The following is a 23786-nucleotide window of genomic DNA, read 5'->3' on the forward strand; positions in this document are numbered from 1 at the left end:
GGACGACCCTCCGGGCGCACCCGGGAGGCTACGCTGGCACCATGACTGAACCGCAGCCCGGGATACGTCCGCCCGCCAGCCCTCAGCAGCAGCCTGTTCCCGCCCTGGCGATCCGCGGCCTGGCGAAACGCTTCGGCGGGAAGATCGCGGTGGACGGGATCAGCCTGGACGTGCCGGCGGGGTCCTTCTACGGGATTGTGGGGCCCAACGGAGCAGGGAAGACCACCACGCTTTCCATGGCGACCGGGCTGCTCCGGCCGGACTTCGGCACTGCCCTGGTGCACGGCGTCGACGTCTGGGCACGGCCCCTTGAGGCCAAGAAGCTCATGGGCATCCTCACCGACGGTGTCCGGCTGTTTGACCGGCTGACCGGTGAACAGCTGGTGACCTATGCCGGCCTGCTGCGCGGGATGAACAAGGATGTGGTATCCGCCAGGGTGGCGGAACTTCTCGCGGCGCTGGACCTCAGCGCCGACGCCGGAACCCTGGTGGTGGACTACTCGGCCGGCATGACCAAGAAGATCGCCCTGGCCTCCGCCCTTATCCATGCACCCAGGCTGCTGGTGCTGGATGAACCGTTTGAATCGGTGGATCCGGTTTCGGCGGCGAATATCCGGGACATCCTGGACCGCTACGTTGCATCCGGCGGGACGGTGATCGTCTCGAGCCACGTCATGGACCTGGTGCAGCGGATGTGTGACCACGTCGCCGTGGTCGCTGCGGGCAGGCTGTTGGCGGCCGGCACGGTGGAGGAAGTCCGGGCCGGAGCCTCCTTGGAGGACCGGTTTGTCCAGCTCGTTGGCGGCCGCAGCCAGACGGAGGGCCTGGAATGGTTGCGCACCTTCTAAGGCTCAAACTGACGCTCCTGCGCAACAGCCTCAGGCGCAGCCCCTGGCAGTTGCTGGGGCTGGTCATCGGAGGACTGTACGCCGCCGGCATCGTCGGTTTCATAGGCGTGGCACTCGTGCTGCTCAGGACGGCCGATCCGGGGCCCGCCCGGACCGTGGTGGTAATGGGCGGTGCCTTAGCGTTCCTGGGCTGGGCAATAGTGCCCGTCGTCGCCTCTGCAGCGGACATGACCCTGGACCCGGCGCGCTTCACTACCGCGGCAGTCCCCATGCCCCAGTTGCTCACCGGCCTGGCCCTCGGCGGACTGATCGGGATCCCCGGCATCGCCACCGCCCTCATCGCGCTGGCCACGGTAGTTACCTGGAGCAGGGGATTCGCCCCGGTTATGGCCGCCACAGCGGGAGCCGTCCTGGGCGTGCTGACCTGTATTGTCCTTTCGAAAGTGGTGACGACGGCGACTGCCGGCCTGGCATCCTCCCGGCGCTTCAAGGACGTCAGTGCGCTTGCCTTTATGGTGCCGCTGATGCTGATGGGGCCCATCCTGGCCTTCCTGGCCCAGGGAGCTGCCGGCTCCGCAGGCTTCCTGACCGGCCTCGCCCGGATCCTGGCGTGGACACCGGCCGGTGCCGCATGGTCGCTGGGCGGCGACGCCGCGGCGGGGCAGTACGGAACTGCGGCGCTGAAGCTCCTGATCGCCCTGGCCACATTGGCAGGCCTGGCCTGGTGCTGGAAGATGCTCTTGCAGCGCGCCCTGGTTACTCCGCCCTACGCTGCGGGCGGCAGGAAGCGCGCCGGCCGGATGGGCCTCTTCGGGGTGCTGCCGGCCACGCCCGCCGGGGCCGTTACTGCCCGGGCCCTCACGTACTGGATCCGGGACCCCCGGTACTCGGGATCCCTGGTGGTCATTCCGCTGCTGCCCGTCCTGATGTTCTTCCAGGCGAGCCAAACCGGCGACTACGGGGTGCTGACCATCATCGGTCCGCTGGCGGCGTTCCTGCTGGCGTGGTCGATTTCCGCGGATGTGTCCTATGACAACACCGCGTTCGCATTGCACCTGTCCAGCGGGGTAAGCGGCGTCCATGACAGGCTGGGGCGAGCCCTCGCCTGCCTCGCGTTCGCATTTCCCATCGTGATGGTCTTCAGCGTCGGCCCGTTCTTCTTCACCGGCGAGTGGGAATGGCTTCCGGCGCTGCTCGGGCTTTCCCTGGGTGTCCTGTTCACCGGGCTTGGCCTGGCTTCGGTCATCTCGGCGCGGTACACGGTGGCGGTGCCGCTTCCCGGCGACAGCCCGTTCAAGAAGCCCCCGGGAAATGTTGCCCAGACCATGGCGGTCCAGTTCGGCGGGATGGGCGTCTTGCTGGTGCTGGTGCTGCCGGAAGCTGCTTTGGTCGTCGCGCAGTCGCTCACGGGCAGCACGGTGCCCGGATGGATCAACCTGGTGCTGGGCCCGGTCCTGGGGCTGCTCCTCTTCGCCCTGGGGGTCCGGGTAGGCGGGAAATGGCTTGACGCCCGCGGTCCTGAACTTCTGGCGCAGCTCTCAGTCAACCGATAGGCCCGTTAGGGGCATGATGGGTACTACAGGACGCGAAAGGCGGTAGGCCATGGAAGTGGTTATTCTTCCGGGTAGCAAACAGATCGGTGCGCTCGCAGCGGACGCCATCGAGGCTTTGCTGCGTCGGAAACCGGACGCGGTACTCGGCCTGGCAACGGGCTCCTCTCCGCTGCCGGTCTACGATGAACTCGCCCGCCGCCATGACCAGGCCGGCGTGGACTTCAGCCACGCCCAGGGGTTTGCCCTGGACGAATACGTGGGCCTGGAACCGGGGCATCCCCAGTCCTACCGGGAGGTGATCCGCCGGGAGTTCACGGACCGGGTCAACATTGCGCCCGAAAACGTGCACAGTCCCGATGGTTCGGCGGAGGACATTCCGGCGGCGTGCCAGGCCTACGAGGACGCTATCAAGGCCGCAGGAGGAGTGGACCTCCAGCTGCTGGGAATTGGCACCGACGGACACATCGGATTTAACGAGCCCGGCTCCTCGCTTGCGTCAAGGACGCGGATCAAAAGCCTCATCGAGCAGACACGCCGGGACAACGCCCGCTTCTTCACCAATATCCATGATGTTCCCCACCATGTCCTCACCCAGGGGCTGGGCACCATCATGGACGCCCGCCACGTGATCCTGATTGCCACCGGTGCCCAGAAGGCCCAGGCGGTCCGGGACCTCGTGGAAGGTCCGGTGGCCGCCATGTGCGCCGCGTCCGTCCTCCAGATGCACCCGCACGTCACGGTCCTGGTGGACGAGGCCGCGGCGTCATCCCTGCGGCTGGCGGACTACTACCGCCATACCTATGACAACAAGCCCGCGTGGCAGGGGCTGTAGCAGTGAGGTCCGGTTTTTTGTCCGGCGCAACAGCTAAGATGGATGCCATGACTAGCATGACGGACCCCCTCGAAAACGACCCGATGCGTGAGCTTTCCGGAGCAGGAACGTCCACAGCCACTATCGAGCGCGAGGAACTGCGCCAGGAAGTGGAGCCGGGCGACCGTGAACGGTTTTCCCACTACGTGCGCAAAGAGAAGATCATGGAATCAGCCATGACGGGCGAGCCGGTCATCGCCCTGTGCGGAAAAGTCTGGACGCCGGGCCGTGATCCGCAGAAGTTCCCGGTCTGCCCCCAGTGCAAAGAGGTCTACGAGGGCCTGCGTCCTGGTTCAGACGGCGGCAAGGGCTCAGACGGCGACTCCGGCAAGTAGAGCCGTTTAGCGGTCGCCTGGATTTTTGGGGTGACCGGGCCGCCCGGCTGCGGCGGCGAATTCAACCACGGGGCGCTGATCACTGCTGCGCGCGTCCCGTGCCCACAATGATTTTAATGACCGGACCAGTGCGGCTCCTCCGGAACAGATTGGTGTTTATGTTTATGTGTCTTTCGCTCACGGCTGCCGCAATGCGGGGAATTGAGGGCTCTGCGTGACCGAGACACTCTTTGGCGGGCCGACGCTGCCCCCGGCATACCCCGAGCGGGCAGCGTGGGGGACTGCGCCGAAGCTCCGTGCGTGGCAGCAGGAAGCACTCGACCGCTATTTCGCCACGGGCCCCAGGGACTTCCTGGCGGTGGCGACGCCGGGGGCCGGCAAGACCACGTTCGCCTTGCGGGTGGCGTCGATGCTGATTGAGGCCGGCACGGTGAACCGTGTGACCATCGTTGCGCCCACGGATCACCTGAAACGCCAGTGGGCTGACGCGGCGGCACGGGTAGGTATTGCGATCGACCCCAACTTCAAGAACTCGGACGGGCAGCATGGCCGCGGCTTCATCGGCGTCGCCGTGACCTACGCCCAGGTGGCCAGCAAGCCCATGCTGCACCGCGCGAAGACGGAAGCGGCCCGGACCCTGGTGATTCTCGACGAGATCCACCACGGCGGCGAAGCCCTGTCCTGGGGTGACGGCCTCCGCGAGGCCTTTGACCCGGCCGTCCGGCGGCTTTCGCTGACAGGTACCCCCTTTCGTTCCGACACGTCGCCCATTCCGTTTGTTGAGTACGCCGAGGACCGGGACGGCATCCGCCGCTCCAAGGCCGACTACACGTACGGTTACGGCAACGCCCTTCGCGACCACGTGGTGCGGCCCGTCATGTTCATGGCGTACTCGGGACAAATGCGCTGGCGTACCAGCGGCGGTGAGGAGATGGCGGCGTCGCTGGGCGAGTCGGCAGTCACCAAGGACATCATTGCCCACGCCTGGCGGACAGCCCTCAACCCGGCCGGCGAGTGGATCCCGGCCGTCCTGGCCGGGGCGGACAAGCGCCTGAGTGAGGTCCGCCGCACCGTGCCGGACGCCGGAGGCCTGGTGATCGCCACAGACCACGACGCAGCCCGCGCCTACGCCGGGCAGCTGAAGAAGATCACCGGGGAATCTCCCACGGTGATCCTCTCCGATGATGCCAAGGCATCCAGCAAGATCGAGGAATTCACCGCCAGCGAGAAGCGCTGGATGGTGGCGGTGCGCATGGTGTCCGAAGGCGTGGACGTGCCCCGGCTCTCGGTGGGGGTGTATGCCACCTCGACGTCCACGCCGCTATTCTTCGCCCAGGCCGTGGGTCGTTTTGTGCGCGCCCGCAAACGCGGCGAAACCGCCTCCGTGTTCCTCCCGTCGGTACCCCAGCTGACTGCGCTGGCGAACTCGATGGAGGCCGAACGGGACCATGCCCTGGACCGGCCGGAGAAAGAGGATGCTGACGGCCTGTTCAACCCGGAAGACTCGCTCATGGACGAGGCCAACCGGGAGGACAAGGCGTCCGACAGTCTCACCAAGGGCAAGTTTGAGGCCCTGGACTCGCAGGCATCATTCGACCGCGTGCTGTTCGACGGCGGCGAGTTCGGCACCGGCGGCGACATCGGATCCGACGACGAACTGGACTTCCTGGGAATTCCGGGCCTCCTGGACGCCGAGCAGGTGGGGACGCTGCTGCGCCAGCGCCAGCACGAACAGCAGAGCCGCAAGAAGCTGAGGGCTCCCGAGAACGCACCGGCTCCCACCGTGCCGGACCACCGGATGCTGATGGACCTGCGCAACGAACTCGCCAAGAACGTGGCAGCGTGGTCCGCCCGGACCGGAACTCCGCACGGCGTGGTGCACACCAAGCTCCGTACCGTGTGCGGCGGCCCGCCGGTGGCGCAGGCGAACGAGGAACAACTGCAGGCCCGGCTGCGGAAGCTTCAGGACTGGTTCATCGGCCGGAAGTAGTGCCGGATCAGGCGAGGTCCACGCCGCCAAGTTCCATCTCGGCGAACGCGTCGTCAAGGTCGGCCGCGATCCCGGCCGTCAAGTTCCGGACCACCGTGACCGAGTAGCCGGCCTGGACGGCATCCAGGGCCGTGGCCATGACGCAGTAGTCGGTGGCGATGCCCACGATGACGACGTCCTCGACATCGTGGCTCTGCAGCCAGTCGTCCAGGCCGATGGCGTCCTCGTCGGCGAATGAAGCCGCGGTGAGCGCCTCCACGTCGTCCGGCAAAGACAGGGCCCCGGGTTTGCGCTCGCCCGTGGGCACCTCGTCCTCCGGAGCCAGGATGCCTTCGAAGCCGGAGTAGGCGGCAGTGAACTGGCCCTTCCGGAAATAGGCCTGGATGTACTCCGTCTCCAGGTCCGGATGCAGCTCCGCGCCGGGCGTGCCGGCAACGCAGTGCGGAGGCCAGCTGTCAATGAAGTCGGGGGCTTCGGAGAAGTGGGCGCCGGGCTCGATGTGCCAGTCCTGCGTAGCCACGATGTGGTCGAACTGGCCGTGGTAGGCGTCCACGTACTCGCTGATGGCGCCCGCGACGTCGGCCCCGCCCTTGACGGCCAGGGAACCGCCTTCGCAGAAATCGTTCTGCACATCAACAATAATCAGGGCGCGTGACATCAGTTCTCCTCATAAACGGTGGGGATGGCCGCCTCGCCGCGCTGCAGGCGGTTGACGACGGGCGGCAGTTCCGCCATCGAGTCCATGTGGCGCTGGCGGGCGCGGAAGACGCCCTCGGTTCCGGTCCAACCGGGGAGGAGCTCGCCGTTTTTGATGAACTGCTGCAGCAGCTGGCGGTCGTTGCCGTCGTCCTCGGGACGGTGGCCCACCCCCACGATCTCGTGGGTGGCGACGCCCCGTTCATTCAGCCTGCGCAGGGCGTACTTCCGGCCGCCCTTGCTCGTCTTGTTCTTGGCCGCTTTGGCCACGGACACGAATTCCCCGGAGTCGTCGGTGCGGCTGACGAGCTTGTACACCATGCTCGCGGTGGGGGCTCCGGAGCCGGTGACCAGCGAGGTGCCCACGCCATAGGAGTCAACCGGCGCCGACTGCAGCGCCGCGATGGCGTACTCATCCAGGTCCGAGGTGACCACGATCTTGGTGTTCTCGTTGCCCAGTTCGTCCAGCAACTGACGGACCCACTGGGCCTGCGCCACGAGGTCCCCGGAGTCCAGCCGGACGGCTCCCAGCTGGGGACCCGCCAGGTCAACAGCCGTACGGACGGCCGCTTCGACGTCGTACGTGTCCACCAGCAGCGAGGTTCCGCTGCCGAGCGAGGCGATCTGCGCCTCAAAGGCTTCCCGTTCGGTGTCGTGCAGAAGCGTGAAGGAATGGGCGGCGGTGCCCACCGTCTTGATGCCGTAACGCCGCCCGGCTTCGAGGTTGGAGGTGCTGTCGAAGCCGGCAATGACGGCTGCACGCGCTGCTGCGGCCGCGGACTCCTCCTGGGTCCGCCGGGACCCCATTTCGATGCACGGCCGGTTTCCTGCGGCTGTGATCATCCGGGACGCCGCGGAAGCGATGGCGCTATCATGGTTGAGCACCGAGAGGATATAGGTCTCCAGGATGCAGGCCTCCGCGAACGTCGACTCCACAATCAGGATGGGGGAGTTGGGGAAATAGGCTTCGCCCTCGGCGTAGCCCCAGATGTCCCCGCTGAAACGGAACCCGGCCAAGTAGTCCAGGGTTTCGGTGTTGACCACTCCGGAACTGCGGAGGAAGTCCAGCTCGGGGGCGCCGAACCGGAAGTCCGCGATGCCTTCCAGCAGCCGGCCTGTCCCGGCGACGATCCCGTAGCGGCGGCCGTCCGGGAGCCTGCGGGCGAACGCCTCGAACACCGACTTCCGGTGCGCGGCACCGGAGTGCAGCGCGGCCTGGAGCATGGTCAGCTCGTAATGGTCGGTGTACAAGGACGTGCGGGGATGGTCCCAGCCAGCAGGGGTACTCACGAATTCACTCTAGTGCGCATCGCCCTAGAATGGACAGATGACCCTAAGCGTTGCGCTCGGCCCTGACACCCGGGAGAGCACCCAGACCGGAACCGTGACGTCCACCGACGCCCTGACGGCTCCGGACATTCCCTGGAACCTGGTGATCTGGAACGATCCCGTCAACCTGATGAGCTACGTGAGCTACGTCTTCCAGAGTTACTTCGGTTATTCGGAGCCCAAAGCCAACAAGCTCATGATGGAGGTCCACAAGAAAGGACGTTCCATTGTGGCGCACGGCAGCAAGGAACAGGTGGAGCAGCACGCCGTCGCCATGCACGGCTTCGGTTTGTGGGCGACGGTGGAAAAAGCCACCGGCGGCGGAAAAGACGGCGGCTCCGGCAAGGGCAAAGGCAAACGTGGCTAAGGCATTCAAATACGGGGTCAAAGGCATTACCGGTTACCTGGAACCGGCCGAACGGGAACTGCTGCGCAGCCTGATCGACGACGTCATCTCCATGCTCCAGCCGGCCGAAAGCGCCAGTGAGGATCCGCTTACCGCCCTGATCGGGCTGGACATGAATGTCCAGGAACCGTCGGACCGGGCGTTGCGGCGGCTGCTGCCCAACGTGACGAAGGACGACGACGCCGCATCCCTGGAGTTCCGCCAGCTCACTGAACGCTCACTGCGGGAAAACAAGATCGGCGCCCTGCGGGCGGCCGCCCTGGGGCTGGACACCAACGAACTGGTTCTTTCGCCGGCCGATGCCAGGCACTGGTCGCAGGCGCTCAACGACGTCCGGCTTGTCCTGGCCGAACGGCTGGACATTCGGGACGACGCAGACGCCGAACATGTCCATACCATGCAGGACTGGTCCCAGGCCGAGGACGTTGAAAGCTACCTGGCACTGGTGTACAACTTCACCACGTGGCTGCAGGAATCGCTGGTCCAGGCCATGCTGCAGTCCATGGAGCCGCGCGGCTGACCGGACCGGCCCGCGTCCCGGCGGACGGCCGGCCCAAGTGTGACTCATACGACATGAGTCGGGCGACACAATGTGATGGCCGCACCAACAGGGAAGCCCTATCCTCGAATAATCATGACTTCAGCATCGAGCATGGATCCGGCAGCGGCAGCTGTGGCGGATTCCCCAGCGAGCAGCCCGGACAACAGCCCCATGGGCTCGCGCCCCATCGGCATCTTCGACTCAGGCGTTGGAGGGCTGACGGTGGCACGGTCCATCATCGACCAGCTGCCCAATGAATCGATCCTCTATGTGGGGGACACGGCCAACGGGCCCTACGGTCCGCTGCCCATCGCCGAGGTCCGCGCCAACGCCCTCGGCGTGATGGATGAGCTGGTGGACTCCGGCGTCAAGCTGCTGACCATCGCCTGCAACTCCGCCTCCGCCGCAGTGCTGCGGGACGCCCGCGAGCGGTACACCGCCCGCTACGGGATTCCCGTCATCGAGGTGATCCAGCCGGCCGTGCGCCGGGCAGTGGCAGCCACCCGGAGCGGCCGTGTGGGTGTCATCGGAACCTCCGCCACCGTGGGCTCCCGCGCGTATGAGGACACCTTCGCCGCAGCCCCCGACCTGCACATCACCTCCGTGGCCTGCCCGGCATTCGTCAGCTACGTGGAGGCCGGCATCACCACGGGCCCCGAACTGCTGGCCGTCGCCCGGGAGTACCTTGAACCGCTGCGCGCCGCTGGCGTAGATACGGTAGTGCTCGGCTGCACCCACTACCCGCTGCTCACCGGCGTGATCTCCTACGTCATGGGCGAGGACGTCACGCTGGTCTCGAGCGCCGAGGAAACGGCCAAGGACGTATACCGTGCGTTGGTCTCCCACGACCTGCAGCGGACCCTCGAAGCACCGCCCGAGCACCACTTCATTGCCACCGGTGAAGCAGGCCAATTCGAAACCCTGGCCAGGCGTTTCCTGGGGCCCGAGGTGCTCAGCGTGCGGCACGTGGACCACGTTGCCGCGCAGTACCCCACCGGCAGCCTGGCGAAAATTACGCCGGAAATGATCGCGGCCGCGCAGGCCGGCGCCTCCCGGCCACGGATTTCCAACTTCGTCGGCGGATCCGCGGCCGGGGGGTCCCGCCGGTGAAATTGACCATTGTTGGCTGCACCGGATCCTTCCCCGGTCCGGGCTCCCCGGCGTCGTGCTACCTGCTGACCGCCCACGACGGCGAGCGGACCTGGAAGATCGTCATGGACCTCGGCAGCGGTGCGCTCGGCGCGATCCAGCGGTATACGGACCTTGAAGACATCGACGCGATCTTCCTCACCCACCTCCACCCGGACCACTGCATGGACCTGTGCGGGCTCCACGTGGCTGTGCGCTGGAAGCCGGGCGGCTGGGGACGCGACCGGATTCCGGTTTGGGGTCCGGCCGCCACCGCCGACCGGATGGCCACGGCGTACGGGCTGGAACTGGACCCGGGCATGCATGAGGAATTCGACTTCACCAACTGGACGGAACGCCAGTCGGTCACTGTCGGGCCGTATACCGTGACACCGTTCGCGGTGAACCATCCCGTGGAAGAGGCTTACGCCCTCCGCGTCGAGGTTACCGAACCCTCCGCCGACGGCGTCCCCGTCACCCGGGTCCTTACCTACTCGGGGGATACTGACTCGTGCTCCGGGCTCGAGGACGCCGCGAAGGACGCCGACCTGTTCCTGTGCGAAGCGGCCTTCGAGGAAGGCCGCGACGACGACATCAAGGACGTCCACCTGACCGGCAAGCGCGCCGGCGAGGCAGCTGTGGCCGCCGGTGCACGCCGGTTGCTGCTAACCCACATTCCGGTGTGGACTTCGCAGACAACCGTCATGGCGGAAGCCAAGAACGTCTTCGGCCAGCACGTCGCTGTGGCCGTCGCGGGCGTGCACTACACCATCTGAGGTGCCGGCCCCACGGTCCGGGCGGTTGTGGTCCGGGCAGGCCGGGACGGGTCGATAAGCTAAAGGCATGACTTCTGAAGCAATTGCAACCCCCGTCATTCGTGCCGACGGCCGCACCCCTGATCAGCTCCGCCCGATCAGCATCACCCGCGGCTGGTCCAAGCAGGCCGAAGGTTCGGCCCTGATCGAATTCGGTAACACCCGGGTGCTGTGCACGGCTTCCCTGACCGAAGGCGTGCCGCGCTGGCTCAAGGGCGAGGGCCGCGGCTGGGTCACGGCCGAATACGCCATGCTGCCCCGCGCGACCAACACCCGTTCCGCCCGTGAGTCCGTCAAGGGCAAGATCGGCGGCCGCACCCACGAGATCTCCCGGCTGATCGGCCGTTCGCTCCGTTCCATCATCGACACCAAGGCGCTTGGCGAAAACACGATCGTGCTGGACTGCGATGTCCTGCAGGCCGACGGCGGCACCCGCACCGCGGCCATCACCGGCGCCTACGTGGCGCTCGCGGAAGCCATCCGCTTCGCCCGGGAAAACAAGATCATCTCCAAGAACGCGCAGCCGCTCATCGACACGATCGCTGCCGTGTCCGTAGGCATCATCGACGGTGTTCCCATGCTGGACCTGCCCTACGTCGAAGACGTCCGCGCCGAGACCGACATGAACGTTGTGGTCACCGGATCCGGCAAGTTCGTGGAGGTGCAGGGCACCGCCGAGGGCGCCCCCTTCGACCGTGACGAACTGAACCAGCTGTTGGACCTGGCCCTGCTGGGCACCGAGCAGCTCGCGGCCATCCAGCGGGAAACCCTGGCGGAAGCCCCGTGACCCAGCCCGAGGGGTCTTTCACAGACGACGCCACCGCCCGGGACGGCGCCCCCGGCCCCGCCGCAGCTGCCGCTCCCGTGCTGGTCCTGGCGACGCACAACAGAGGTAAGCTCCGGGAGCTGCGGGAGCTGCTGCGCGGGCAGGTGCCGGGGCTCGACGTCGACACGCAGGTTGTGGACGCCGGCGCGGTCGGTGCACCCGACGTCGCCGAGACGGGCGTGACGTTTGCCGAGAACTCACTGCTGAAGGCCCGGGCCGTGGCGGAGGCCACCGGCCTGGTGGCCATTGCCGACGATTCGGGCCTCTCGGTGGATGTCCTTGGCGGCGCACCTGGAATCTTTTCGGCCCGGTGGAGCGGCCGGCACGGCGATGACGCCGCCAACCTGCAGCTTCTGCTGGCGCAACTGGCCGATGTTCCGGATGAGTACCGTGGCGCTGCCTTCGTCTGTGCCGCGGCGCTCGCCGTGCCGGGCCAGGCAGCGGAGGGCGGACGCGAAGTTGTGGAGTACGGACAGCTCGAAGGATCGCTGCTTCGCGAACCGCGGGGCGAGGGAGGCTTCGGCTATGACCCGGTGCTCCAGCCGAGCGGCCTCGACCGCAGTTGCGCGGAGTTGAGCCCTGAGGAAAAGAACGCCATCAGCCACCGGGGGCAGGCGTTCAGGGCGCTGCTGCCGTCCATCGTCGAGGCACTCGCGGAGCATAGCCTGCGAAACCGGGCCTAGCGGTCCGGAGAAAGACTGAAGGCGCCCCCGTTCGGGGGCGCCTTCAGTCTTTGTCCGGAGCTGGGTTCGTCAGCCGGAGCTACATGTTCGTCTTGCGTTCTTCTTCCGGTTCGTGTTCTTCGATGAACTCGTCCACGGCGTCCGTGCCGAAGTGCGCGGCCTGGCGCCTGGCGGACAGCCCGCGGAGTACTTCGATGCCGATCGGAATCACGGAGACCAGCACGATCACGATGAAGATGATGTCCAGGTTGTCACGGACCCACGGCACCCGGTCGCCCAGCAGGTAGCCGAGCAGCGTGACGCCGCCACCCCAGAGCACGGCGCCGATGACGTTAAAGAGGAAGAACTTGCGCTTGCTCATCTGCGCAACGCCCACGATGACCGGAACGAACGTGCGGATGATGGGCACAAAGCGGGCCAGGATCAGCGCCTTGCCGCCGTGCTTTTCAAAGAAGGCGTGTGCGCTTTCGACGTTTTCCCGCTTGAACAACTTGGAGTCCGGCTTGTTGAAGATGGCCGGGCCGGCCTTGGAGCCGATCAGGTAGCCGGTCTGGTTGCCGATGATAGCCGCGACAATGATCAGGGCGGCAAACAGCCAGATGTTGAACTTGATGGTGTCCGTGGCCACCAGGAGTCCGGCCGTGAAGAGCATCGAGTCGCCGGGGAGGAAGAACCCGATCAGCAAACCCGTCTCCGCGAAAATGATGCCGCAGACCAGGAGCACAACCCAGGGTGCAAGGGCCGGGTCGGCCAGGAAGATCTGGGGGTTGAGCCAGTCGGGAAGGAACGAGGCCAGATGTGGCTGCACCGGTCCCGCACCCCCGAGGGTGGACACGGCAAAGTCACTCATTGCATGTAGGTTCACCCTTCAAGGTTACTGGACCGCCAGCGCCGGGCCCGTCGTGCAAGGCCGTTGCGTGACAACCAACACCAGCGACAGGCGGCTCACGGTACCGGCGCATGGACCGGCCGGCGGTAAAGTTGAGCCGTGGGTTTGGACTTTACGGCGATCGACTTCGAGACAGCCAACGGCTTCCGCGGTTCGCCGTGCGCCGTTGGCCTGAGCAAGGTCCGCGGCGGGGTGGTGGTGGAAGAAGCCTCCTGGCTGATGCGCCCGCCCGAAAACCACGACCGGTTCGACTACCACAATGTTCGGATCCACGGCATCAGGCCCGAGGACGTGGCCGGCCAGCCGCGCTTCGGTGAACTCTTCCCCGAGATCGGCGCATTCATAGGCGGCGACGTCCTGGCGGCGCACAATGCGGCCTTTGACCTGGGCGTTATCCGGTCAGGGCTGGAAGTGTCCGGGTTGCCGGGTCCTGCCTACGACTACGTGTGCACGGTGATGCTGTCCCGCCGGTGCTATTCGCTGGTCTCCAATTCGCTGCCCTACGCTGCCGAGGAAGCCGGTGTCCCGCTGGTCAACCACCACGACGCCGCTGAGGATGCCAGGGCATGTGCCGGAATCCTGATCGACATTGCACGGCGGAACGGTGCCGGCAGCATTGCCGAACTTTACCTGTCCCTGGGCCTTTCGTTGTCGCACCAGCAGGCTTTTGATCCGGCCCGGGACGGCCTGTCGAAGGCAACCCTGACAGCCTTGGGCGCGGCCGGCGGTTCCGGAACCGGGGCGCGCCAGTTCACGCCGGGCTGGCCGGAGGAAGGGGCCAACCCCGCGCCGAATTCCGACGCCGAACCCGGTCATCCCCTGTACGGGCAGACTGTCGTGTTCACGGGGGAGCTGGCCATGCCCCGGCCCGAAGCCAAGGTCCTGTCCGCTGAGTTCGGTGCCCAGCCCGAAAGCCGGGTGACCGGCCGGACCACGGTACTGGTGGTCGGCGACGGCTTTGTGGCCTCGGACCTTCGGTCCGGCCGCCTGACGGGCAAGGCGCGGCGGGTCTTGGAACTCCACGAACGCGGCCAGCGCATCGAGGTGCTGTCCGAGGGTGAGTTCGTGCAAATGGTGGGCGGCCAGGTGCCCGCAGCCGCCGCCGTGGTGTAGCTGCTGCTTCCTGGCGGACCGTAGGAGGGGCGCCGGACGGTCATACGGCGCAACATTCCTTCCGGTGCTGCCGGCGGCCTCCTAGCCTTGCATTATGGGCAAACTGCGGGTCACCGATTCCACCACTGTCACCGCGGCTGACACCGCTCCTGCCATCGGCGCTGCCTCTGCGGCGGAGAACCGGCGTGCCGGGGTGGACTGGCGCGAGGTGTTCGAATTTCCCAACCCGGTCAACGAGTACGCCGCCAGAATCACGGCGGGCCTCGTGGTGCTGCTGGCCGCCGTCACTTTGTTGACGGGCTGGGGCTGGGGATTGGCCGTCATTGCCGCCGGGTTCTGGCTCCGGGTGCTGTTCGGCCCCAGGATTTCACCGCTGGCCCAGCTCTCCGTCAAGGTCCTGGCGCCGCGCCTGGGCCGGGCAAAGCTGGTCCCCGGGCCGCCCAAGCGCTTCGCGCAGGGCATCGGCGCGGCCATGTCGACTGCTGCGGCGCTGCTGCTCGCGGCAGGGCTGGCACCCGCCGCCTGGACGCTCCTGGCGGTCCTGGTCCTGGCGGCCTCGCTGGAGGCGTTCGCGGGATTCTGCCTGGGCTGCGCCATCTTCGGCTTCCTTCAGCGCCGCGGACTCATTCCTGAGGACGTCTGCGAGGCGTGCAACAACATCAGCCTCAGGCGATCGTAACTTTGACTAGTTGACCGGCCATGCCCCGGATGACCTCCGGTGCTTCCAGGAACTCCAGCCACTCCGCCGGAAGACACTCCTCTCCGTAAAGGGCGCCCAGGATGTTTCCGGCAATGGAAGCGGTGGAGTCGCTGTCACCGCTGTGGTTCACGGCCAGCACAATGGCTTCGCGGAAGTGGGACTGCGGGTCGATGCCGGCGGGTTCCCGTGCGGCGTCGCCAGCCCCATCCCGTGCCGGTGCTGTGGCCAGCACCGCGTAAAGCGCGACGGCGAGGGCCTCCTCTGCCACCCAGCCCTCGCCGAGTTCACGGACCAGTTCTTCGGGACCCAGGCGGGCGCCCGCCGCCGGCCCGGAGACGTCCGCGAGCTGCAACGCCCGCTCCAGCCGGTCGATGAGCGCCGGCTCGGCGTCGTCCCGGCCGCGTGCATGGGCGAAGGCATAGTCGGCCGCTTCGGGAAGACTTTGGCCACTCACAAGGGCGTGGATCAGGAGGCTGAATGTTCCTGCGCTCTGCCGCGCTGAACGGTGGCCGTGGGTCAATGAAGCCGCGTCAGTGCTCAGCTTGTACACCGCATCGGCAGGAATATGCGGAATGAGGCCGAACGGCGCAGAACGCATCACCGTTCCGCAGCCCTTCGACTCGGGATTGACCGGCCGGTACACGGTTCCCATTTCACCACTGGCGAGGCCGCTGAGGCAGGCGTTTCCGGGCGCACGCCGGTGCTTCAGGGCCGCCTGGCCGTCAATCCAGCGCGGTTGCGGAACCGGAGCAGACGGCGGGACCGGCACCCCCTGGGTTGCCAGCCAACGCAGGTAGGCGAGCCACACGCACGCGTTGGCGTCGGCGGCCGTGCCGGCATTGGCCCACTCCAGCGCCTCCACCAGGCCGTCGACTGTATACAGCGTCATTTGGGTGTCGTCCGAAAAGTGGCTGTCGGCGTCGAGCGCTGAAAAATCCTGAAGCCCCCCGGGGCCAAAGCGGCTGCGGATGGTGGAAATATCATCGAATTCCACGGCGTAGCCGAGGGAATCGCCCAAAGCTCCGCCCAGCAGGCAGCCATGGATCCGGGACTGGGGCGTCGGTAGCGGCGGGGTGGAAGGCTCAGTGCTCATGACTGTAAATTTACCCCGGGCAGGCCTGTGGAGTCGCCGGCAGTCCAGGCCCCGCTCGCTGCGACGGCGTGCCGCGGGCTAAGCTCGAACCCAGCAAGCGTCCAGACTCAGTTGGCAGAATACGTCGGACAGTACATTGCCGGGCGCACCGCCGTCCGCACGCCCGCCGGAATCACCGGGCGGGCAACCAAGCAAAGGATTTCCAGAACATGACCTCCCCTGTGCCTGCACGCCAGACCACAAGTCCCGATTTGCACGCCGCTCCGGAGGCTTTCACACCCGGGCTGGTGGCACGCTTGTCAGCGGAGGCATTTGGAACCCTTTTCCTGGTGATCGCCGGGCTGGGGGTGCCGCTGTTTACGATTCCGCAGTCGAATCCGTTGTCCGCTTCGCTGGCCGCGGGGCTTGCCGTCACGGCCGCAATGCTCGCATTCGCATATGTTTCGGGCGGCCACTTCAACCCGGCAGTGACCCTGGGTAACGCCATCGCCGGCCGCATCAGGCTGCCGGAAGCTGCGGCGTACCTCGGCGCGCAGCTGGTCGGCGCCATCGCCGGAACCCTGGCGCTGTTCGGAATCCTGCGCACGGTTCCCAAAATCGAGGACACCCGCGCCGCCTTTGACACCGTCACTGCGGGCTTTGGCGAGCATTCCATCATCCAGGCCCCCATGGCCGGCGTCCTGCTCGTCGAGGTACTCGGCGCTGCGATCCTGGTTGCCGTGTTCCTGGGCACCATGGCTGCACGGAACACTAACAAAGCCGCAGCCCCCTTCGCAGTCGGACTCACGCTCGCTGTCCTGCTGCAGCTCGGCCAGGCCGTGGGCAACACGCCGTTCAACCCGGCCCGCGCCACCGCGTCGGCCATTTTCAGCAACTCCTGGTCCCTCGAGCAGCTGTGGCTCTTCTGGGTGGCCCCGCTGGTGGGTGCCGCCATCGCAGGCCTCGTGTTCCGCGGGTTCGCCGAGAGTCCTGCCGCTGTTCAGGCCCGGGCACACGCAGGCGCCGACGATGCTGCTGACGGGTCCGACGACGATCTCCAGGATGAGAGTGACGAGGACGCCCACGATCTGGACGGTGGCGCCAACGCCCGCTTTGACGCCGGGCCTGCCGGCACATCAGCCGACGATGACGCCCGGGACTTCTTTGACGGCAAGCGCGGACAGTAGTTGCCCGGCCATGCCGTGTCAGTGCCGCAAAACTGTCGGTACCCGCGGATAGCTTAAGAACATGCGGTTATTGCACACTTCCGATTGGCACCTGGGCAGGTCATTCCACGGCGTCGGCATGCTGGACGCCCAGCAGGGCTTCATTGACCAGCTGGTCGAATTCGTCGTCGACGAAAAAGTGGACGTTGTCCTGATCGCCGGCGATGTCTATGATCGTGCCCTCCCGGGCGTAGACGTGGTCCGTCTGCTGGACGATGCCCTCGTGCGGCTGACGGAGGCGGGCGCGCAGGTGGTTCTCACCAGCGGAAACCACGATTCCGCCATCCGCCTCGGCTTTGCCTCACGGCTTCTGGAGCGCGGGGGAGTGCACCTGCGGACGCGGCTCGCCGAACTGGACGTACCGGTCCTGTTGCCCCTGGACACCGCGGCGGATGGTCCCGTGCTGGCGGTCTACGGCATTCCGTGGCTTGAGCCCCGTCTGGTCGCCGGGCAACTGGGCGTCGAACCGGCCAGCCACTTCGAAGTGACGCGAGCGGCGACGGAAATGATCCGGACCGACGTGGCCGCCCGGGCCAAGGCCAGACCGGTCCATTCGGTTGTACTGGCCCATACTTTCGCGAGCGGCGGGATCAGCTCGGACAGCGAGCGGGACCTGAGCATCGGCGGGGTCGGGGCAGTCCCGCTGGACCTCTTTGACGGTTTCAGCTACACCGCGCTGGGCCACCTGCACGGCAGGCAGTCACTGTCGCCAACCGTCCGCTACTCCGGATCACCCCTTGCCTACTCCTTCTCGGAGGCAAAGCACCGGAAAGGTGGCTGGCTGATCGAAGCGGACGCGTCCGGCATCACCGATGTCACAGAGGTCCTCTGGGAAGCGCCGCGGGCGCTCGCCGTGCTGCGTGGCACCCTTGAGCACCTCCTCTCGGGCGAGGAGCATGGCTGGGCAGAGGCAGCCTACTGCCAGATCACCCTGACGGACCCGCAGCGCCCCGCCCAGGCCATGGACAAACTGCGGGCCCGCTTTCCTGACACATTGGTCCTCGGTTTCGAGCCCGAAGGCGCCGCCGCTGCTGTAAGGACGAGTTACAGCACCAGGCTCGCCGCAGCAAATGACGATCTGTCCATTTGCTGCGGCTTCCTGGAACACGTCCGCGGCCGTAGCACCGAGGACGCCGAAGCGGCTGTCCTGCGGGAAGCCCTCGATGCCGCACGCCTGGAAGAGATGTCACTATGAGGATCCATCGGCTCGAGATCTCCGCCTTCGGCCCCTTCGCCGGCACGGAGCACATCGACTTTGACCGGCTCAGCGCGCATGGGCTCTTCCTGCTGAACGGCCCCACCGGCGCCGGCAAGACCAGCGTGCTGGACGCCATCTGCTTTGCCCTGTACGGATCCGTGCCCGGTGCGCGACAGGACGGCAAACGGCTCCGCAGCGACCACGCCGACGCCGACGCGGAACCGCGTGTCACCTGTGAGTTTTCGGCCAAGGGCAGGCATTTTGAAGTCTCCAGGATGCCTGCATGGAACAGGCCCAGCGCCAGGGGCCGGAACGGATTTACCGAACAGAAGGCAAACACCCTGCTGCGCGAACGCGTTGACGGGCAGTGGATCGAGAAGTCCGGCCGGAATGATGAAGCGGGTGCGGAAATTAGCTCCGTGCTGGGCATGGACCGTGAACAGTTCACCCGGGTGGTGATGCTGCCGCAGGGTGACTTCGCCGCTTTTCTCCGGTCCAAGCCCGCCGAGCGGCTGGAACTGCTTCAAAGCCTGTTCGGCACGCAGCGCTTTGAGGCCGTGGAACAGGAACTGGCCAGGCGTGCTGCGGATGCCCGCACGCAGGTGGCCAGCCTCAACAGCCAGCTTGACCTCCTGCTGGCACAGGCCAGGTCTGAAGTGACTCCGCAGGAACAGGACCTGCCGGAGGGCCAGGAAGTGCCGGAAGACGCCGATCTCCTTCTCGAATGGCTGCAGGACGCCGCCGCGGCCAGGGCCGGGACAGCGCAGGCTGAAGCGGACCAGGCGGCAGCAGGACGCGCCGAGGCCGCGCGCCGTCTTGAGGCCACCGAGGCGCGTGCCGCCCGCCAGGCAAAACTTGCTGCGGCGGAACGCCGGAGATCGGCTGCAGACGCCGCAGCGCCCGAACTCCGGGAGAAGGCGCGGCACCTTGGCCTTCACCGCAAGGCCGAAGTACTCGGCGGCCAATTGCAGGCGGTGGACATGGCCGAAATCACCGAACAGCGGGCTGCCCGGGCCATGGCAGCGGCGGCAGACGAATTGCAGGCTGCAGTCCTCGTGGACCCCGAGCTCTCTGCCTTGTCGGTGGCCGGCCGTCAGGGACGCGGCGTCGCGGACCAATTCCTCGACGCTGAACTCGTACGGAGTGAACTCAGCCGCCTGCGGTCCCTCCATGCGGTGCTTGAGGAGCGGCTCCCGGACGAGGCAAGGCTGTCCGGGATGGTGGCCCGCGGGGCAGAACTTCAGAAGACCATCGACCAGTTGCGTGAGGGAAGACGGTCCGGCGCTGCCCGCCTTGTCGGTTTGCGGGCGGAAGCTGCCCAACTGCTGGCGGGCGTGAAGCCCCTGGAGGAGCTCGCGGCCGAAGAACAGCTGCGGACGAAGGAAGCCGCAGCCGCGGAGGAACTCGTCGCCGTCGTGGGCCGGTACTCTGCAGCAGTCCGGATCAGTTCCGTCGTTGCCGAACGGCACCGCCTGGCCCGGGACGACCACCAGAACCACCGCCAGCGGTGGCTGGACCTGAGGGAAGAACGGCTCGCCAATGCCGCTGCGGAGCTTGCTTCCCAGCTTCAGCCGATGGAGCCCTGCCCTGTGTGCGGCAGCCCCGAGCACCCTTTTCCGGCTCCGGCGGCCACCGCGGCGTTGGCCGTTGCTGACGCGGAACGTGCGGCGCAGGAGGCCTGCGAAGCTGCGGAAGCGGTCCTGGCGGCGCTGGACAAGGAACTTGCCGAGGCGCGGCAGCAGGTCGCCGTGCTGGCGGCCCAGGGCGGCGATCTTCCGCCGGAGGAAGCCCGTGCGGACGCGGCCCGGGCGAAGGAGCGAGCGGACGAGGCAGTCAGGGCGGCCGGTGAACTCGCCGCCAGCCGTGAGCGCCAGGGAGAACTGGACGGTCACATCACTGCTGCCGAATCGGCACAGGCCGCAGCTGATTCCGGCATCGCGGAGACTGAATCCACCCTCAGGGAAGTCCTGGAACAGACGGGCGCCCTGCAAAACGCCCTGGGCAAACTGCGTGCCGGCTACCCCACCCTCGGCAGCCGCCTGAGCTCCCTCAACGAATCCACGGCGCTCCTGGAACGAACAGACGCCGCGAGGAGCAGCCTCGATCAGGCGGTGCTGCGTGCCAGGGAGGCCCGCCAGCAGTTGGACCAGGCGCTGCCGGAGTCCGGGTTCGAAACCGCCGCGGCGGCCCGGTCCGTCCTGCTTCCGGTCGCGGAAGCAGCCATGCTCGAGGCCGCGATCCGTGCCGGCCAGGATGAAGAAGCCCGTGTCGGGGAACTTTTCGCCAGCGAGGAACTGACCCTGGCCACGCGCGAGGTCGAGGAGGACGGCCCGGTGGAGGCCGGCGTGCTGGAACAGCTCCGCGCGGACGATGCTGCCGCCGAACGAACTGTCAGGCAAGCCGTTGTTGCGGCGGGGCTCGCCGAGAAGTCGGTCCTTACCCTCCGCCGGATCGCGGAGGAGTACGCCCGGCTCGCGGCGTCTGGCCAAGGTCCGCGGGAACGTGCCGCACTGCTCACCGCGGTGGCCGAGGCCGCCCGCGGCGCCGGCGATAACACCTACCGCATGAGCCTGAACAGTTACGTACTCGCGGCCAGGCTCGAGCAAGTGGCCAGTGCCGCCTCGGAGCGGCTGGTGGGCATGAGTGATGGCCGGTACACACTGCAGCACACGGACGCCAAAGCCGCCCGCGGTGCCAAGTCCGGTCTGGGCCTGGAAGTGGTGGATCAGTGGACCGGGCACCGCAGGGACACCGCCACGCTGTCCGGCGGTGAATCCTTCATGGCCTCCCTGTCCCTGGCGCTGGGTCTCGCGGACGTGGTGCAGCAGGAGTCCGGCGGAGTGGACATCGAGACACTCTTCGTGGACGAGGGCTTCGGCAGCCTCGACGAGCAGGCGCTCGAACAAGTGATGGATGCACTCGAGGGGCTTCGGGACGGCGGCCGTGTGGTCGGCCTGGTGAGCCACGTGCCCGAGATGAAGCAGCGCATCAGCACCCAGCTCCAGGTGGTCAAGGGACGGAACGGTTCCACCCACCACTTTCCGCACGCCCCCCTGGTCGGCCCCGGGGGGCCCGCCCGGGCGTCCGGGCCGGGGGGCGGGGGCGGCGGGGGGGGCGCGGGGGCCGCCGCCGGGCGCGCCACGCCCCTCGGCTACAATTGAGGAGTTACCGGGTCGCGCGCATCGGGAGGAGGGACGATGCGCACCATTGAGCGAACCCGGAATAATGACCCCTTCACTCTCTTCCCAGGCATCCGCCGCCACCTCTTCTGCCGCAACCACGGTAACGGAGACCGCCCGCCCCGCCGCTCCGTCCGGGCAGGGGTTCCCGAAAGCTCCGGCAAGCACGGGGGGCCGCTTCGCCCGGCTTCCGCTGCTCGCAGGCAAGGGCTTCATCCCGATTGGCCTTTTCGCCCGGCTGCCCCTTGCCATGCTGACTGTGGGCGCCCTGACACTCGTGACGGCCGTCACCGGCTCGTACGCCGTCGGCGGGGCAGCAGCCGGTGCCGTGGGTATCGGCTCAGCACTGGGAGCACCCGTAGTGGGTGCCTGGGCGGACCGGCTTGGACAGCGCCCCGTGCTGCTGTTCGCTGCAGTACTCAACACTGCCGCGGTGGTGGCCCTGATTCTCGTGGCCTATCTCGTTCCCGCCGGCCAGGATCTGGCGGCGGGTGCATCGCCCGTGCTTTCCGCGGCGTTCGTGGCCGGAGCCAGCTGCCCCCAGGTGGGCCCGCTCGCCCGCGTTCGCTGGATGGCGCTGACCGCCCGCGGCAAGACCGGCAACGCGGAGGATTTGGACGCCGCGCTGTCCTACGAGGGCACCGCGGACGAACTGACCTTCGTCCTCGGCCCGGCACTGGTGGGCATCCTCGCGAGCCTGGTCGCCCCCGTGGCTCCCGCTGGCCGTGGCCGCGGCCCTGACGCTCACTTTGGTTCCCGCATTCGCCGTCCATCGCACGCACCTCGCCGTGCCGTTGAGCGTTCACCGGCGCCGGGGCGCCCCGGCCGTTTCGGACCCCACGGCGCCGCGCGACGCTGTCCCCGCCGCCAGCGCGCATTACGCCGGTTCCCGGACGACCGGTTCCCGGACGACCGGTTCCCGGACGACCGGTTCCCGCGGTATGGCTGCCGTTGCCCTGCCTTTCCTGGCCATGCTGTGCATGGGAACATTCTTCGGTTCCACCCAGACGGGATTGAGCTCTTTCTCGGCGAGCTTTGCCACGGCCGAGGTTGCCGGACTGCTGTATGCCGTGATGGGCCTCAGTTCCGCCGCGGCCGCACTGAGTGTCGCCTACTGGTCCAAGCGATTCACCTTCCCTGCGCGCTGGATGGTCAGCGCCGGGCTGATGGCCGGTTTTGCGGTGCTTCTGTTGCTGCCGGAATCGGCGTTCCCCATGGTGCTGGTGCTGCTCGTCCTGGGGCTGCCGGTGGGCCCGCTGATGGTTACCGTCTTCGCCATCGGCGGGGGAGTGGCTCCTGCCGGGCGCCTAGGAACCGTGATGACGGCCCTGGCCAGCGGCATTGTTGCCGGCACGGCCCTGGGGTCCTCGGTTGCCGGACAGCTTGCGCAGCACCACGGATATTCCGCAGCGTTCCTGGTGCCGGTCTGCGCCGCAGCGGCGCTGTTCCTGCTGGGGGCCGCCGCCGCCGTCGTCCTCCGAAACGGAAAGGCGAGCCGCCGGGGCGGCGGCACCGGCAGCCGCTAAACGCGGAGCGACCCTAGAGGAGCTGCTTCTCGATGCGTGCGGCGCTCGAAGTCAGGGCAGCTGCCACGTCGGCGGGGTCCTGTGTTGAGCGGATGTAGACGACGGCAACCGAAGCCGGGCGGCCACCCGGCACGTTGATGGGAGCCGCCAATGATGAAACTCCCGCAATGACTTCATCGTGGCTTGCCGCGTAGCCACGTTTACGCGCCTCGGCTGCCTCGGGCCGGTAGGGGATGTCCGGCGCCAGCGCGGTCCAGTCCTGTTCCGTGAGGGCTGACTGGATGGCTATGCCCGGGGCTCCGGCGCTGATGGGGTGCCGGGAACCTGGGTGCTGGACCACCGTTGCCGCCGAGTGCCTGGGCTCCACCGTTACAAGCGTGATGCAGTCCTGATGGTCCCACACCGCAACGAAAGCCGTCATGTTCAGGGTGTTGGCAAGCTGGGTGAGCTCTGGCAGCGCAGCCGATTGCAGGCTGCGTGAAACTCCGCGGGCAAGGACCGCCAGGCCGGGTCCGGGCTGCACCTTGCCGGCGTCGTCCCGGACCAGGAGCGAATGATCCTCCAATGTGCGCAGGATGCGGTAGGCCACCGAGCGGTGGACGCCCATGGCGTCGGCAAGTTCCGCAATGGTGAGGGGCTGCTCGGCTTCCGCCAGGATTTCCAGCGCGCGGATGCCGCGGGAAAGTGTCTGCGAAGGGGAAGCCTGGGCGGTCGCGGCTTGCGTGGCGGCGCCGGCGGTCTGAGTCATGCTGTCCATCCTAGGCCGGGAACAGTGGCGCTTTGCCCCGAGGGTCTTGTGTTGCAATTCACTTTGCGTTAGCGTTCTATATGGGAACTATATGTTCAAATATAGAACATTTCA

The 23786-nt window shown here is 67.1% G+C and carries 21 protein-coding genes and 1 pseudogene; 17 read left to right on the plus strand and 5 right to left on the minus strand.

Features of this window, described 5'->3' with window-relative positions; all coding sequences use genetic code 11:
- Positions 1-41: 41 nt before the first annotated feature.
- The 5 genes from ACFVWT_RS04950 (at position 42) to ACFVWT_RS04970 (ending at position 5597) form a co-directional block, all read left to right on the plus strand.
- A complete protein-coding gene (locus ACFVWT_RS04950) occupies positions 42-848 on the plus strand; it encodes an ABC transporter ATP-binding protein (protein WP_390245762.1) in 807 nt (268 codons plus the stop codon).
- Entirely contained in the window at positions 830-2401 is a 1572-nt protein-coding gene (locus ACFVWT_RS04955) for a transporter (RefSeq protein ID WP_390245764.1), read from the plus strand. The genes ACFVWT_RS04950 and ACFVWT_RS04955 overlap by 19 nt, the downstream gene beginning before the upstream one ends.
- 49 nt (positions 2402-2450) lie before the next feature.
- Complete coding sequence (nagB, locus tag ACFVWT_RS04960) at positions 2451-3233, plus strand: glucosamine-6-phosphate deaminase (RefSeq protein WP_390245766.1); 783 nt, start codon at positions 2451-2453, stop codon at positions 3231-3233.
- A 38-nt stretch (positions 3234-3271) separates the two neighbouring features.
- Positions 3272-3607, plus strand: a complete 336-nt coding sequence (locus ACFVWT_RS04965; RefSeq protein ID WP_390245768.1) for a DUF3039 domain-containing protein — start codon at positions 3272-3274, stop codon at positions 3605-3607.
- A 214-nt stretch (positions 3608-3821) separates the two neighbouring features.
- A complete protein-coding gene (locus ACFVWT_RS04970; protein WP_390245770.1) occupies positions 3822-5597 on the plus strand; it encodes a DEAD/DEAH box helicase in 1776 nt (591 codons plus the stop codon).
- A 7-nt stretch (positions 5598-5604) separates the two neighbouring features.
- On the opposite strand, the gene ACFVWT_RS04975 is transcribed toward ACFVWT_RS04970, so the two are convergent.
- Together ACFVWT_RS04975 and ACFVWT_RS04980 are read right to left on the minus strand one after the other, a co-directional pair.
- Positions 5605-6255 (minus strand): isochorismatase family protein, encoded by a 651-nt coding sequence (locus tag ACFVWT_RS04975; protein WP_390245772.1) that lies wholly within the window; start codon positions 6253-6255, stop codon positions 5605-5607.
- Positions 6255-7583, minus strand: a complete 1329-nt coding sequence (locus ACFVWT_RS04980) for a nicotinate phosphoribosyltransferase (RefSeq protein WP_390245774.1) — start codon at positions 7581-7583, stop codon at positions 6255-6257. Before ACFVWT_RS04980 ends, ACFVWT_RS04975 begins: the two co-directional genes overlap by 1 nt.
- Positions 7584-7620: 37 nt before the next feature.
- Here ACFVWT_RS04980 and clpS point away from each other — a divergent pair, with 37 nt between their 5' ends.
- From clpS to rdgB, 6 genes are all read left to right on the plus strand, one after another.
- Positions 7621-7989, plus strand: coding sequence for an ATP-dependent Clp protease adapter ClpS (clpS, locus tag ACFVWT_RS04985; protein ID WP_390245776.1), 369 nt, complete (start codon positions 7621-7623; stop codon positions 7987-7989).
- The gene (locus ACFVWT_RS04990) at positions 7982-8548 is read left to right on the plus strand and encodes a DUF2017 domain-containing protein (RefSeq protein ID WP_390245778.1); all 567 of its coding nucleotides are present in this window, start codon (positions 7982-7984) and stop codon (positions 8546-8548) included. Before clpS ends, ACFVWT_RS04990 begins: the two co-directional genes overlap by 8 nt.
- Positions 8549-8662: 114 nt before the next feature.
- Positions 8663-9679: a glutamate racemase gene (gene murI / locus ACFVWT_RS04995; RefSeq protein WP_390245780.1), complete on the plus strand. Its 1017-nt coding sequence runs from the start codon at positions 8663-8665 to the stop codon at positions 9677-9679.
- Positions 9676-10473: an MBL fold metallo-hydrolase gene (locus tag ACFVWT_RS05000; protein ID WP_390245782.1), complete on the plus strand. Its 798-nt coding sequence runs from the start codon at positions 9676-9678 to the stop codon at positions 10471-10473. Before murI ends, ACFVWT_RS05000 begins: the two co-directional genes overlap by 4 nt.
- A 67-nt stretch (positions 10474-10540) precedes the next feature.
- Positions 10541-11299: a ribonuclease PH gene (gene rph / locus ACFVWT_RS05005; RefSeq protein ID WP_011692422.1), complete on the plus strand. Its 759-nt coding sequence runs from the start codon at positions 10541-10543 to the stop codon at positions 11297-11299.
- Between the two features lie 77 nt (positions 11300-11376).
- Complete coding sequence (gene rdgB / locus ACFVWT_RS05010) at positions 11377-12021, plus strand: RdgB/HAM1 family non-canonical purine NTP pyrophosphatase (protein ID WP_390247074.1); 645 nt, start codon at positions 11377-11379, stop codon at positions 12019-12021.
- 79 nt (positions 12022-12100) lie between these two features.
- Here rdgB and ACFVWT_RS05015 read toward each other — a convergent pair whose 3' ends face one another.
- Positions 12101-12871 (minus strand): VTT domain-containing protein, encoded by a 771-nt coding sequence (locus ACFVWT_RS05015; RefSeq protein WP_390245784.1) that lies wholly within the window; start codon positions 12869-12871, stop codon positions 12101-12103.
- 138 nt (positions 12872-13009) lie between these two features.
- On the opposite strand from ACFVWT_RS05015, the gene ACFVWT_RS05020 reads away from it, so the two are divergent.
- Positions 13010-14023, plus strand: coding sequence for an exonuclease domain-containing protein (locus tag ACFVWT_RS05020; protein ID WP_390245786.1), 1014 nt, complete (start codon positions 13010-13012; stop codon positions 14021-14023).
- A gap of 94 nt (positions 14024-14117) precedes the next feature.
- The gene (locus ACFVWT_RS05025; protein ID WP_390245788.1) at positions 14118-14702 is read left to right on the plus strand and encodes a DUF4395 domain-containing protein; all 585 of its coding nucleotides are present in this window, start codon (positions 14118-14120) and stop codon (positions 14700-14702) included.
- Here the strand turns inward: ACFVWT_RS05025 and ACFVWT_RS05030 are convergent.
- Positions 14689-15816 (minus strand): ADP-ribosylglycohydrolase family protein, encoded by a 1128-nt coding sequence (locus ACFVWT_RS05030; protein WP_390245790.1) that lies wholly within the window; start codon positions 15814-15816, stop codon positions 14689-14691. The genes ACFVWT_RS05025 and ACFVWT_RS05030 overlap by 14 nt on opposite strands.
- 209 nt (positions 15817-16025) lie before the next feature.
- Between ACFVWT_RS05030 and ACFVWT_RS05035 the strand changes: the two genes are divergently transcribed.
- The 4 genes and pseudogenes from ACFVWT_RS05035 (at position 16026) to ACFVWT_RS05050 (ending at position 22924) form a co-directional block, all read left to right on the plus strand.
- A complete protein-coding gene (locus ACFVWT_RS05035; RefSeq protein ID WP_390245792.1) occupies positions 16026-16982 on the plus strand; it encodes an MIP/aquaporin family protein in 957 nt (318 codons plus the stop codon).
- A 61-nt stretch (positions 16983-17043) separates the two neighbouring features.
- A complete protein-coding gene (locus ACFVWT_RS05040) occupies positions 17044-18216 on the plus strand; it encodes an exonuclease SbcCD subunit D (protein ID WP_390245794.1) in 1173 nt (390 codons plus the stop codon).
- Positions 18213-21380, plus strand: coding sequence for an AAA family ATPase (locus ACFVWT_RS05045; protein ID WP_390245796.1), 3168 nt, complete (start codon positions 18213-18215; stop codon positions 21378-21380). Before ACFVWT_RS05040 ends, ACFVWT_RS05045 begins: the two co-directional genes overlap by 4 nt.
- A gap of 64 nt (positions 21381-21444) precedes the next feature.
- Positions 21445-22924: pseudogene (locus ACFVWT_RS05050) on the plus strand (MFS transporter).
- 13 nt (positions 22925-22937) lie between these two features.
- Here the strand turns inward: ACFVWT_RS05050 and ACFVWT_RS05055 are convergent.
- On the minus strand, positions 22938-23672 hold the full coding sequence (locus ACFVWT_RS05055) for an IclR family transcriptional regulator (RefSeq protein WP_390245798.1): 735 nt from the start codon (positions 23670-23672) through the stop codon (positions 22938-22940).
- Between the last annotated feature and the right edge of the window lie 114 nt (positions 23673-23786).

Origin of the sequence: Arthrobacter sp. NPDC058288 (assembly GCF_042880995.1) — a bacterium.
Lineage (GTDB): Bacteria > Actinomycetota > Actinomycetes > Actinomycetales > Micrococcaceae > Arthrobacter.